Origin of the sequence: Bradyrhizobium sp. RDM12, assembly GCF_051917485.1 — a bacterium.
Classification (GTDB): domain Bacteria; phylum Pseudomonadota; class Alphaproteobacteria; order Rhizobiales; family Xanthobacteraceae; genus Bradyrhizobium.
The window spans coordinates 7,963,461-7,975,491 of sequence record NZ_CM133064.1 but is presented as its reverse complement, the minus strand read 5'-3'; the positions used below and the strand labels follow the sequence as shown (position 1 = coordinate 7,975,491).

The following is a 12,031-nucleotide window of genomic DNA, read 5'->3' as shown; positions in this document are numbered from 1 at the left end:
GCGCTTGTCCGCATGAGCTGAACACGCCCAATGCGACTATTTCTTGGAATGTAGACGCGCTGACCTGCGGCCTTTAGGCAACGTCTTGGGTGTCGCCGCTCCCTTCGGTGGCTGAATAAAGAATTCAGATAAATGAACACCCAGCGTCTCGGCGAGTCGGTCGAGAAGATCAATTGTCGGATTCTCGCACTGCCGCTCAAGGCCGCTCATATATGAGCGGTCAATCCCGGCGTCGTAGGCCAGTTGCTCTTGCGGAATACCGCGATCCACGCGGATGCGGCGCACATTCCAAGCCACGAGCGCACGAGCTTTCATGCGCCCAAACAGCCATTAGGCAGACCATCAAACCACTGGCTATAACCGAACTATTCCGCTAAGTTTCGCCGACAATGCAGTTCAGCGAAGTGCGCGCATAAGCCTACATGACGAAGCCACCGTTAGATCCCGATGTCGCGGATGTCGCGCCGGATCAGCCGGTGCTGACGACCTATGACGAGCAGCATCTGGTGACGTATTGGCGACTTCTTGACGCCGAAGCCGATGGCGCGGATTGGAAAGAGGTGACCCGGATCGTGTTGCATATCGACCCGGATCGCGAACCGGTGCGCGCCCGCAATGCGTTTGATAGTCATCTGGCGCGCTCAAAATGGATGGCAGACCACGGCTACCGTGACTTGCTTCGCGGCGGCCCCACTAAATAGCAAAATCTGTCATAACGAATTCGCACTCGAGAGCAGATTTCTCCGCTGACGCGTGATCGCCTGCATGCATCACGCGATGCACAATTGGCGACTTCCCCAACAATCCCAAGCTTCATAGACATTGCGCCGCAATCGACATACGGCAGGGATCACAGCAATGTCCGAGTTCAACTGGCGCTCACCCGAGGCGTATCGGCACGCTATCAAGTCGGGCGAGATGTCGGATTTCGCCTGGGAGTCACTGCGGCGCAGTCCCAACTATCGAGCTTCTTATCGAGAAAATCGGTCGCAGATGACTTCCGAGTTCCGAAGGAGATGGGGCGTCTGCTTTCGCTCATGACCCGCAGGGGTCCTTCTACCAACAGACAATCTTCTGGGCACCTGAGGCGCTGCCGACGGTGGTGCCGCTCGTTCAGAGCGCGTCCGGCTCAAAAGCGGTCGGCGCGCGGCTACCGCTTGCAGACCTTTCATCGGGCACCATCAGAAAGGCATCTGACGGCTGGCATGCCGTATTGCGCATTCAAGGGGCACAACACCATCTCTGGCTGAAAGAGGCGCCGCAGTTTGGCGTCTCTTACGCGGCCGAACTGCCGCTCGATGCGGACTTTGAGATCCGCGCCCACGCCTCACATCGGCTGTGGCGCGCAATCAACGGCCACCCGCCAGGACCTCCCCTTTATCAACTTTCGGCGCAGCGGCGCGAACGACTCGTCTTGGTGCTGCGAGCGCTCGATGGACGCATGGATGGTGCATCATATCGCGTCATCGCCGAGGTGCTGTTCGGCCGAAAACGCATCCCTGAACGCGCCTGGAAAACCCACGAATTGCGCAGCCGGACCATCCGCCTGGTGCAGGCTGGCTTGGCTCTGATGCGCGGCGGCTATCGCGCGTTGCTACGTCCCCCATCTCGCAAGGAGTAGAGCAGGGTGCCGAAAATCATCGCTCAATCTTCGGCATCCCCCTAAGCACTCCTACTGCGCCATCGTGACCGTCGACGCGCGGCCAAAGCTGGCCGCGCTCCAGACGCACCACGGAGCCTCGCAAATGCCCGATCCGAACGCCGGCCTGCCGCCGCGATACCTGCGCACACCCGAAGCGGCGCGCTTTCTCGGACTCTCTGGCCGAACCCTAGAAAAGCACCGCACCTATGGCACAGGCCCGACCTACCGCAAGCTGGGCGGTCGCGTTGTGTATGCGCTCGAAGACCTGACGGCGTGGGTTGACCGCGGCGCCAAAACGTCCACCAGCGATCCTGGTGGAGGCACAGTCCTGCCCGCGAAACGGCACACACCGATTCCGTATGCGGGCAAGGAGCGGCGCTGACCTATGGCGGACAGCAACTCAACTGCAGCCGGAAGGCGGCGGTCAGAGCGCGACCAACTCGATCTGTTTCGCGCGCTTCCTGGCGATCTCGCTCCACGGGACGCGCAAGACTTGATGGCTTATCCGTTCTTCTCGCTAGCAAAGTCGAAGCGGATCGTTCCTATCGACTTTCGCGCAGGTAAGATCACTATCCGTGTCGAAGCGGTGCCGGAACATGGCCTGGCGACGATCTGGGACGCGGATGTTCTGATCTGGGCTGCCTCACAGATTGTCCAGGCCCGTGATGCCGGTTTGAAAACCTCGCGCCTGATGGCCGCCACCCCCTATGAGATCCTGACGTTCGTCGGCCGTGGCACCAGTGTGCGCGACTACGACCGCCTAAAGGCTGCGCTCGACCGATTGCAATCAACCAGCGTCATGACCTCAATCCGGCAGCCGACGGAACGGCGGCGGCATCGCTTCTCCTGGATCAACGAATGGAAGCACACAAGCGATGTGCACGGGCATGCTCGTGGAATCGAGTTGATCTTACCCGATTGGTTCTACACGGGCGTCCTAGACGAATCGCTCGTGCTAACCATTGACCGCGCGTATTTCGATCTGACCGGTGGACTCGAACGTTGGCTCTATCGCCTCGTCCGCAAGCACGGGGGTCGTCAGCATGGCGGTTGGAGCTTCGGTCTTGTGCACTTGCATGCCAAGTCTGGGAGTCTCTCGCCGCTCAAGCACTTCGCCTACGACCTGCGCCAGATCGTGCATCATCAGACGTTGCCGGGCTATCGGCTGGCTATCACACACGACCTGAATGGCGAACAACGATTGAATTTCGCACCCGTCCCGATCGACCCGCCTACGCAGCGATTGCGAAAGCGCGGCGTTATCAGCCCTGCGGGGGATAAGCTGTGAATTCGCTCGTGCTATCAGGGACTGGAAGCCTCGTGCCTTCGGGGACCGCATCCACGTGCTATCGAGGACCGAGATCACACCTAAAGCACTGCGACGCCAATCTTTCCAGCTCTCTTAACTTTCCTAACATACTGACACTAACTTCTTGTTGTGAATCAGTACGTTGTGAACAAGTCGGCCGCGCGTGCAACGAGGATGCCTCATGCATCCACACTCTCACGCGCAAAGCTTCGCTGCAATACGATTGTTATCTCCAATCTGCGCGCGCGAACGCGATCGCGCGCAAATCTTCGCGATCGTTGGCGTCGACATCATCGCCTGGTGCGCGTCACGTCCTTTTGCGGCCACTCGCTCGTCGAGGAGAACTCGCTAACATCCGTGGTTGGCACGATGGCCACCACAAGCCGGAATCTGAGGAAAGGGCGGTCAGGCTAACCCGCGTCGTGCATGATGGCCTCACAGCTCAGCATGAGGCCGCCGACAACAAAAGTTGCGATCTCACCCAAATCCCCGTCTCCTCGGGAGACGCCGCTCCGCCGTGGCGGAAGGAGAAGGCGCGCGTGGAAGCGGCCGGGTCGCGGAGGCCTTTAAGCCGCCGCAGCGACCCGGCCGCGCTTACCGCCGGCGCCGAACCGGAACGTGGTGCCATCGATCCAGATCTTGTGCAGCAGCACGGCGAGCGCGCGCGCCACCGCGGTCGCCGCGCGCTTCAGGCCCTTCTTCCTGGCCAGCCGCAGGCCCCACAGCCGCAGCTTAAAATTTTTCGGAATGCGCGTCAGGATCGCGATTGCCGCCTCGTACAGCATCGCCCGCGTCAGCTCATCGCCGCATTTGGAGATGCTGCCGATCCGGTCGGTCTGGCCGGATTGATAGCGCCGCGGCGTCAGCCCGAAATGGGCGCCGACATTGGTCGACTTCTTGAATCGCGCCGGATCGTCAACGGTGGCTCGGAATGTCAGCGCCACGAGTGCGCCGACACCGGGCACTGTCATCATCCTTCGCACCGCGCTGTCGCTGCGCGCCGCCGCCAGCGCCAGGCGCTGCAGCTTTGCCAGCTGCAGCCGCATTGCAGCTCGCGCGTCCAGCAACGGCGCGACGATCGCCTCCAGCTCCTTCTTCCCGGCCATGATCTCGCGCACCCGCGCGTCAAAACGGCCGACCGAGATCTCGCCGACCTTCAGCCCAAACGGCCGCAACAGGCCGCGGATCATGTTCTCCATGTCCAGCACCTTGCCGAGCAGCGCCTTGCGCCCGACCAGCAGCGCCCGCAGCGTCTGCGCGCCCTCCGACTTGACATGCACCGCGCGGAACCAGCCGGTCCGCATCATCTGGGCAATGCCCTTCGCGTCATTCCGGTCGGTCTTGTTCAGCATCGCGTTCAGCGCCGGCTTGGCGCGCCGGGTCTCGATGCAGATCATGGGAAGGTCCTTTTCGCTCGAAGCCGTCAACAACCAGGCAGAGTAGGAGAACGCATCAAGCCCGCCGCGCTTCCGCTGGACTCTCTACTCCGCGAGACACAGCTTAGTCGCGTCCGGATCGGTCTCGAGTGTCGCTTCCTCGACGACGTTGCCGTCGCCGTCCACCACGCAAACATTCATCGCCTGCAGCGACACCTCGAGCCCCGCATAAAATTCCGTCATTCGTCTCTACCATTCTCCGCCGGAACGCGCCGGCCGTTCCGTTCCCGGACTGTCGCGAAGCATCATCTCCACAATCCGGCCGGCGAGGGGACACAAGTCACTACCTCGGAAACCTGCAATGCTTTCGGCTCGTCCAACGAATTGGAGCCTCGCCGATGTGGTTCTTTGCAGCAGGATTGCTGCAAGCGTTCGGCGACCACGATTCCATCGAAGCGTCATTACAGCAGTCCTGCCGACGCCAAGGCTCTTCGTGCGATGCGCCAGCGAAGCGCATCGTTGGCACGTCAGAAATTCCTCTCAACAATATGGAGCAGTCAGGTGAGCGACGTCACAACTGTTGAGCTCTTGTGGCGCGAGAAGCGGATCGAAAATCGAATCCGGTTCGGCAAACCCGTATCAGAGAGGATCGTTGACCATCACCGGCGCATTCTCTCGTTTTTGCCCGGCAGCATCTTCGCGTTCGTGCGCTGGACGTCTAACGACTTCGGAACCATCCTGTCGCGGATCGACATTTTGCGTGCCGTCGCGCCAGGACAGCGATACTCAACCGTGCCTTGGGTCAGCCCCGGCGGCGAAAGCCTGCTGCGATTGGCTGGTTGGCCAAAGGTCGAGCGCGTTCTCCAGTTGATCGACGCCGTGGAGTCACTGAGCATCGATCCTGCCGATGCAGCCCCTGACTATTGGCATCACGCCCACAACCGTCTTTCCGTCAACGAAACGCCACGAGCTTATACCCGTGCACGCCACCAGGCGTGGCTCCGTCGGCGCAGGATGGCACTCTGATGAGACGGCTGGCTAACATTCTTGCGATGTGTGGGGCTACAATGCTCGCGCTCTGGCCAATCAACAACACCTCACCATTGTACATCTGGAATGCTTCAGACAGCGTGCCGATCGGCCTCTATCGCTTGCAAGAGGCCGGACGGTTGTACGTCACTGAGCTCGTAGTGGTTCGAGCGCCAGACCCGCTCGCGACCTTTCTCGACCTCAACGGCTATTTGCCAAGCGGTCTTCCAATGCTCAAGCGTGTGCTGGCGCTGCCCGGCCAAACCGTCTGCAGAACGGGCCTCACAATCATCGTCGACAGCATACAGATGGGTGAGGCAAGCGACCGCGATCGCCGCGGCCGGCGGTTGCCGGTCTGGCAGGGCTGCCGGGTCATTGCTGAGGGCGAAGTCTTTCTCATGAATTGGCAGTCGGCGGACTCGCTAGACGGCCGATATTTCGGACCCCTGCCGAGATCGGCCGTCATTGGGCGAGCGCTCCCGGTGTGGACCAGGGAGAAGTAACGATGCCGGATTTCCCCTATTGGCCTTTCATTCCTCCATACGGTTGGTCGCAACATCGCTCCTCGTTCTCGGCCAACTTCTCGAGCATCGGCGCGCATTGCCGCAGGATCGGGCGGCCTCAAGGCCGGCTGGGAGAAACGTTGTACTTGGCGGCTGTCCGCACAATGCGATGTGGGGCCACTGCCTGCTCGTTGGGAATTCTGCTGACGTTCGGGCCGCCCTCGACCGCTAGCGCGGAGGTCGCATCGCGCGCACCAGCTGCGCAATCCACAACCCTCCTTCCTGGCCTAGCATACACCGCGTTCGTGACCGAAGCCTCGCATCGGTTCGCGATCCCGGAGCGTTGGATTCGTGCCGTGATGCAGGCCGAAAGCGGCGGAAATGCGTACGCCATATCACCTCGGGGAGCGCTCGGGTTGATGCAAATCATGCCGGCGACCTGGGTCGAGCTGAGCGTTCGTCACGATCTCGGTATCGATCCATCTGATCCCCACGACAACATTATGGCTGGGGCAGCGTACCTTCGCGAGATGCTCGATCGTTTCGGATCGGAAGGGTTTCTCGCAGCCTACAATGCGGGACCAAAACGGTACGAGGAGCACCTGGCCACCGGTCGACCGCTTCCGGATGAAACACAAATCTACATCGCCAGACTCGCATCATTGATCGGCATTGAGCAGCGCAACAACGGTAGTTCGGGTGCCAGACGCTTCGCCGCGTGGCAGCAAGCGCCAGGCCTTGTTGAGCGGTCCAAGAGCTTATTCCCTAAGGGCAACTCGGCATCTGGCGTCCGCACGATGAATTCGTCGAAAGCAGCGCCTAAGGCGGGTACGACTGCGCTCGTACCTCGTGCGACGGGGCTGTTTGTGCGGCGATCAGACGAGGTGCGGTCCCGATGATCGCAATCGCATTTCCTCGCGCGATGTCGAAGCTAGTCGCAAGGTTGAGAGCGGTCGGCAGAGAGCCGGGAGTGAGCGACCGGGGAGGGCAGGATAAAAGCCGCAAGGTGCAGCCGGTCGGTTGTGCGAGAAAGTGTATCGATTTCAATGATCCACTAAACATTGCGGCAACTCGGCGCAAAGTTCAGCTTTCCCCAAGGCGCTGTTCTTACACGGTTTTCGGTGCGTTGCGGCGACCGGAATGACGCGCGACGATGATCTTCGGATCCGCCCCGGCCGTATCCGTTCCAGGCGTGCGCCCCGGGCAAAGCCCTTTCTGGCGCAGGCACTCACTGCGGCTCAGAAGGCTGGCGGCCTCTCGCGAGGCAAGCATGGCCACGGCCGTAGGTTTGGACGCGGCCGCGCCGCGAGCATCGCTGCGGCACGGCTCCTGAACGCCCGCGGCCGCGGCGCTATGATCAAGGCGCGGGTGGTGCGGCGGATGCGTTCGCCGGGCGCGTTGCGCGCCCATATCGGTTACCTGCAGCGCGACGGAGTCACGCGCGACGGCGCCCCGGACAAACTATTCGACGCCGCGGGCGACGATGCGGACGGTCGCGCTTTCGTCACGCGTTGCGAGGGTGACCGCCATCATTTCAGGTTCATCGTCTCGCCTGATGATGCTGGAGAACTTGCCAGCCTGCGTAGCTTCACCCGGGAGCTGATGGACCAGGCCTCGCGCGACCTTGGCACACGGCTTGATTGGGTCGCTGTCGACCATTGGAATACCGAGCATCCGCACATCCATATCCTCGTGCGGGGCCGTACGGATGACGGTGCCGACCTCGTCATCAGTCGCGATTATATCGCTATGGGCCTACGCGCCCGCGCCAGCGACCTTGTCACGCGAGAACTTGGCCCTCGCTCGGAGCTCGAGATCCGCCAAAGCCTTGAGGCGGATATGACAGCCGAACGCTGGACCAGGCTCGACCGGGCGCTTGCCCGGGAAGCGGGGACGGCGGACGGCGTCATCGATTTGAGATTAGAGCGGGATGCCGGGCGCGATCCATTGCGAGAAATTCGGATCGGGCGGATGCGGACGCTCGAGCGGCTCGGGTTGGCGGAACCTGCGGGGCCCGCGGTCTGGGTCCTGGCCGCCGATGCGGAAGCGCGGTTGCGCGCGCTTGGCGAGCGCGGTGACATCATCAGGCGGCTGCACAAAAGTCTCACGCGGGACGGCGCCAGCCGCGCTTCTGCATCCTGGGCACTGGAGGGCGAAAGTCATGGCGAACCGATCGTTGGCCGTCTCATCGCGCGCGGGCTTGATGACGAACTGAAGGGCACAGCCTTTGCCATTGTCGATGGGATTGACGGGCGCGTGCATCACGTGAAGCTCCCTGACCTCGAGGCGGCGGGTGATGGGCCGATCGGTGGGATTGTGGAACTGCGCCGGTTTGCGGACGCCCGTGGTCGGACACGGACTGCGCTCGCGGTTCGCTCGGAACTCGTTCTGGATCAGCAGGTCGCGGCGGACGGAGCCACGTGGCTAGACCGGCAGCTCGTTGCGCGAGATCCTGCCGAGCTCTCCCGCAATGCGTTTGGCGCCGAGGTTCGTGCGGCACTCGAACAGCGCATCGATGTGTTGGCCGGCCAAGGGCTCGCCCAGCGCCATGGCAACAAGGTCCGGCTAAGCCGCAATCTGATCGACACCCTCCGGGACCGCGAACTCGGCGTCATCGCACGACGTCTCATGGAGGAAACGGGCCTTCCGCACTTGTCATCTGATGCAGGTGAGCAGATTTCGGGGGTTTATCGTCGGCGCCTGTCATTGGCGTCGGGGCGCTTCGCGATGATCGACAACGGCCTCGGCTTTCAGCTTGTGCCCTGGTCGCCTTCGCTCGAGCGGGAATTGGGCAAACAGGTCACCGGCATCGCCGGTCCAGGCAGCGTCGACTGGGACTTCGGGCGCAAGCGCGGCCTATCGCTCTGACCTGAGGTCCTGGCGCCGCACGGCGCCCAATTGCAGGGCGGGAGAGACTTGGTTGCCCCCGCGTAGACTGGTTAAGACGGAAAAATGGGAGAGGAGCGACAGTGAGCAGCGAATGGCAAATGGAGGATCCACCGTTCTGGACGTATCTCTTTATCGCCTCTGGGTTCCCTCGACCTTGGTGGCGCTCGATGGTCGGCTGGACGCAGCCGTGTGGAAAAATGCGCCGTTCACGGTGAGCTTGCTGAGGCTCGTCAGCCTCTCACGGCAAAATCGGCCAGCAGGACCCTTCGAATCGAGATGGCCATCCCATACGTGGAAACGGCAAGGGACCTTCGATCTTGAAGTGATCGGAAGGTGTCTGGCTGTGGCTTGATCGCGGTGATACCTCCGTGCGTGCTGGTCTCGGATGCCGATGCTCAGATGTTCTGCAGAAGACCCCGCCGCTTCGCTCACCGCTTTTCCGTCCGCCAGAGTCCAGTTTGCTGGACCCCGTTCGTGCGGGTGTCATCGAGCGGGCGAATAGCGATTTTAATCTGCTCGACTGTGGAGGCATTCGCGCGAGGTTATCCGCGTATGCAGGCCGGCGAGCAATCGGACAACTCCGGACCGGCAATCCAGCTTGAGGAGTGGATAGGCGAACTGCAGCCGATTCGCGCAATGATGATTTGACAAACGCTAGTCGCCTGTCCCAATCTCCAGAGAGACCGCAACAGCTGATGTGCAACTTCCAAGCATCTAGCGGGCCAAAACAATAGGGCGCCAATCGGCGACCGGCTGGAAGAGGGACCTCGCTCGATACCGATCTGCGGGAGTATCTCGATGATCGTCGGCCCGGCAGTGTCATCCCGTCGGGAATAAGCGCTCCTGCCGGGACGCTCCCCGCGTGAACCTTATACTCCAATTCCGCGAACACCGCCTCCGATCGACAATCCGCGAACGTCCGCGTCTCAACAAGGAGTTGTGGCACGCCGCAGGCTCTCTGGATCGCGCGCGCTTGGCGGAGGGCTTAGGGGAAGACGCGAGCTAGCCTTCGCAGGAATCTATAACCCGGAGCGTCGCTTCGCGAAGGCCGCTCGGTTCGCCTCGAGCGGCAGCACGGTACGAGTTGAGCCTGTCATCATCCAAGCGCCGATCACGCGAAGCTCGTTGGACGGTTTCTTGAGGACGCCTGTTCTTGGCCGAGCGAACTTTTTCGGCCCAAACGCCGCTTCCCGATCTGACCCGCCGATCCCTTCGCTAGGGCGCGCGCGACTACGGGAAACGTAAGCTCCTGATTGTGGCCAACAGGTCCATGGTGTCGATATCTGCAAGCCATGTCTGCGACAAAAATCATCTGGCATCAGGTGATCCTGGTTTGCCTCATCGCGTTCACCTTCGTGTGGGGAGCGACGGAATGGACCGCCTATCAGCTTGCGTTCCAGCCGCAGCTTGGTCCGGCCTGGTTCAGGCTAGGGGCCTGGCCCATCTACGAGCCGTTTGCCTTCTTCATCTGGTGGTTCGAATTCGACGCTTACGCGCCCACGATATTCCTCCAGGGGGGCGCCATTGCCGGGAGCGGTGGGATCGCGGCAGTCGCCGCAGCAATGGTGCTTTCGGTCTTGCGCGCGCATGAGGCTCGCGATGTCACGACTTACGGATCCGCGCGTTGGGCCGATACGCGCGAGGTCAAACGGGCGGGGCTGCTAGGCGCCGATGGCCTCGTGCTCGGGCGTTTCGATGGTCGATATCTTCGCCATGATGGGCCTGAGCACGTGCTCTGCTTTGCGCCTACCCGTTCGGGCAAGGGGGTCGGTCTGGTCGTTCCAACTCTTTTGACTTGGCCGCGCTCGGTGATCGTCCACGATATCAAGGGCGAGAATTTCCAGTTGACCTCGGGATGGCGCGCGCGCCTTGGAGATGTACTCTTGTTCGACCCGACAAACGCGGCAAGTGCGGCCTACAATCCCCTTCTTGAGATTCGCCCTGGTGATTGCGAAGTACGAGACGCCCAAAACGTGGCGGATATCCTGGTCGATCCCGAAGGAGCGCTCGAGCGCCGCAATCATTGGGAAAAAACCAGCCATTCTCTGCTCGTCGGCGCTATCCTGCATGTCCTTTATGCTGAAGCTGACAAGACACTTGCCGGCGTCGCCAGATTCCTTTCGGACCCGTGCCGCGCGATCGAGACCACGCTGAATGCGATGCTTGCGACTCTTCATCTTGGCGATCGCGTTCATCCTGTCGTCGCCTCCGCTGCGCGAGAGCTGCTCAACAAGAGCGAGAACGAGCGGTCGGGCGTGCTGTCGACCACAATGAGCTTCCTGGGCCTTTATCGCGATCCGGTCGTCGCTAAGGTCACCGCGCGGAGCGATTGGCGGATTCGCGATCTCGTCGACAGACCGCAGCCCGTTTCACTTTATCTCGTCGTACCGCCATCCGACATCGTCCGCACAAAACCCCTGATGCGGCTCATCCTTAATCAGATCGGACGGCGCCTGACCGAGAGCCTGGATCCCGATCATCGCCGCCAAAAGCTCCTCCTGATGCTCGACGAGTTTGCAGCCCTTGGCCGGCTCGACTTCTTCGAGAGCCAGCTTGCCTTTATGGCGGGCTATGGCATTCGCAGTTTCCTGATCACTCAGAGCTTGAATCAATTAGAACGCGCATATGGGCCGAACCACGCGATCCTCGACAATTGCCACATCCGGATCGCCTTCTCCACCAATGACGAGCGCACCGCTAAGCGCGTCTCGGATGCGCTGGGGACCGCGACCGAACTGCGCGCCATGAAAAACTATGCCGGGCACCGCTTAAGCCCCTGGCTTGGACACTTGATGGTGAGCCGCCAAGAGACATCCCGTCCGCTCCTGACGCCCGGCGAAGTCATGCAGCTCTCATCGAAAGAGGCGATTGTGATGGTGTCGGGCCTCCACCCTCTGCGTGTCACGAAGGTTCGCTACTATGAGGACCCGCAATTTCAGAAGCGAATCTTCAAGCCCGCTAACACAGGAACGATTCTCTTGTCCACGCGCCCGGATGAGGACTGGCCAGGACACCCAACCGGTGCGCCCTCAATTGAACTGCTTGCGCCCCGGCAGCGAAAACGTAGTGATCCGAATGGGGGCTGCGGCGCGAGCCAGAATTGCCGCAGCACGAGGAGATCGAAATCAAGGCACCGCTCCCGGAACATGAGTTCGATGCTGGCCCCGATGAGCCGGACGCAGATGCGGTCCAGGCACAAGCCCTAAGCCGCGCAATGCAGGGAGTAGCGCGCGCGACCAGCCTCGACCCTGACGATGGCATGGACCTGTGAGCGGGCCAAATC

At 61.5% G+C, this 12,031-nt stretch carries 10 protein-coding genes and 2 pseudogenes; 10 read left to right on the top strand and 2 right to left on the bottom strand.

Annotated features, from left to right (window positions below; translation table 11 throughout):
- Nucleotides 1-36: 36 nt before the first annotated feature.
- A complete protein-coding gene (locus tag ACTGJ9_RS38655) occupies nt 37-315 on the bottom strand; it encodes a helix-turn-helix domain-containing protein (protein WP_456675281.1) in 279 nt (92 codons plus the stop codon).
- Nucleotides 316-422: 107 nt separating this feature from the next.
- Between ACTGJ9_RS38655 and ACTGJ9_RS38650 the strand changes: the two genes are divergently transcribed.
- The 5 genes from ACTGJ9_RS38650 (at nt 423) to ACTGJ9_RS38630 (ending at nt 2,930) form a co-directional block, all read left to right on the top strand.
- On the top strand, nt 423-701 hold the full coding sequence (locus tag ACTGJ9_RS38650; RefSeq protein WP_456675280.1) for a DNA -binding domain-containing protein: 279 nt from the start codon (nt 423-425) through the stop codon (nt 699-701).
- 157 nt (nt 702-858) lie between these two features.
- On the top strand, nt 859-1,041 hold the full coding sequence (locus ACTGJ9_RS38645; RefSeq protein ID WP_456675279.1) for a transcriptional regulator domain-containing protein: 183 nt from the start codon (nt 859-861) through the stop codon (nt 1,039-1,041).
- A gap of 58 nt (nt 1,042-1,099) precedes the next feature.
- Nucleotides 1,100-1,621, top strand: a complete 522-nt coding sequence (locus ACTGJ9_RS38640) for a DUF2285 domain-containing protein (protein WP_456675278.1) — start codon at nt 1,100-1,102, stop codon at nt 1,619-1,621.
- A 124-nt stretch (nt 1,622-1,745) separates the two neighbouring features.
- Nucleotides 1,746-2,024: a helix-turn-helix transcriptional regulator gene (locus ACTGJ9_RS38635; RefSeq protein ID WP_456675277.1), complete on the top strand. Its 279-nt coding sequence runs from the start codon at nt 1,746-1,748 to the stop codon at nt 2,022-2,024.
- Between the two features lie 3 nt (nt 2,025-2,027).
- A complete protein-coding gene (locus ACTGJ9_RS38630; protein WP_456675276.1) occupies nt 2,028-2,930 on the top strand; it encodes a replication initiator protein A in 903 nt (300 codons plus the stop codon).
- Nucleotides 2,931-3,517: 587 nt separating this feature from the next.
- Here the strand turns inward: ACTGJ9_RS38630 and ACTGJ9_RS38625 are convergent.
- A pseudogene (locus tag ACTGJ9_RS38625) lies at nt 3,518-4,570 on the bottom strand (IS110 family RNA-guided transposase).
- A gap of 318 nt (nt 4,571-4,888) precedes the next feature.
- Between ACTGJ9_RS38625 and ACTGJ9_RS38620 the strand changes: the two are divergent.
- From ACTGJ9_RS38620 to ACTGJ9_RS38600, 5 genes and pseudogenes are all read left to right on the top strand, one after another.
- Nucleotides 4,889-5,353: a DUF2840 domain-containing protein gene (locus ACTGJ9_RS38620; protein WP_456675275.1), complete on the top strand. Its 465-nt coding sequence runs from the start codon at nt 4,889-4,891 to the stop codon at nt 5,351-5,353.
- A gap of 26 nt (nt 5,354-5,379) precedes the next feature.
- The gene (locus ACTGJ9_RS38615; RefSeq protein WP_456678760.1) at nt 5,380-5,859 is read left to right on the top strand and encodes a S26 family signal peptidase; all 480 of its coding nucleotides are present in this window, start codon (nt 5,380-5,382) and stop codon (nt 5,857-5,859) included.
- 305 nt (nt 5,860-6,164) lie between these two features.
- Nucleotides 6,165-6,758, top strand: coding sequence for a lytic transglycosylase domain-containing protein (locus ACTGJ9_RS38610; RefSeq protein WP_456675274.1), 594 nt, complete (start codon nt 6,165-6,167; stop codon nt 6,756-6,758).
- Between the two features lie 241 nt (nt 6,759-6,999).
- Nucleotides 7,000-8,727, top strand: coding sequence for a relaxase/mobilization nuclease domain-containing protein (locus ACTGJ9_RS38605; RefSeq protein ID WP_456675273.1), 1,728 nt, complete (start codon nt 7,000-7,002; stop codon nt 8,725-8,727).
- A 1,313-nt stretch (nt 8,728-10,040) separates the two neighbouring features.
- A pseudogene (locus ACTGJ9_RS38600) lies at nt 10,041-12,019 on the top strand (conjugal transfer protein TraG).
- The last annotated feature ends 12 nt before the right edge of the window (nt 12,020-12,031 follow it).

What these genes read in the sequence shown, in the direction of transcription:
- ACTGJ9_RS38655 (WP_456675281.1), bottom strand. Translation starts at nt 315, where the DNA reads ATGAAAGCTCGTGCGCTCGTGGCTTGGAATGTGCGCCGCATCCGCGTG.
- ACTGJ9_RS38650 (WP_456675280.1), top strand. Translation starts at nt 423, where the DNA reads ATGACGAAGCCACCGTTAGATCCCGATGTCGCGGATGTCGCGCCGGAT.
- ACTGJ9_RS38645 (WP_456675279.1), top strand. Translation starts at nt 859, where the DNA reads ATGTCCGAGTTCAACTGGCGCTCACCCGAGGCGTATCGGCACGCTATC.
- ACTGJ9_RS38635 (WP_456675277.1), top strand. Translation starts at nt 1,746, where the DNA reads ATGCCCGATCCGAACGCCGGCCTGCCGCCGCGATACCTGCGCACACCC.
- ACTGJ9_RS38630 (WP_456675276.1), top strand. Translation starts at nt 2,028, where the DNA reads ATGGCGGACAGCAACTCAACTGCAGCCGGAAGGCGGCGGTCAGAGCGC.
- ACTGJ9_RS38615 (WP_456678760.1), top strand. Translation starts at nt 5,380, where the DNA reads ATGTGTGGGGCTACAATGCTCGCGCTCTGGCCAATCAACAACACCTCA.
- ACTGJ9_RS38605 (WP_456675273.1), top strand. Translation starts at nt 7,000, where the DNA reads ATGACGCGCGACGATGATCTTCGGATCCGCCCCGGCCGTATCCGTTCC.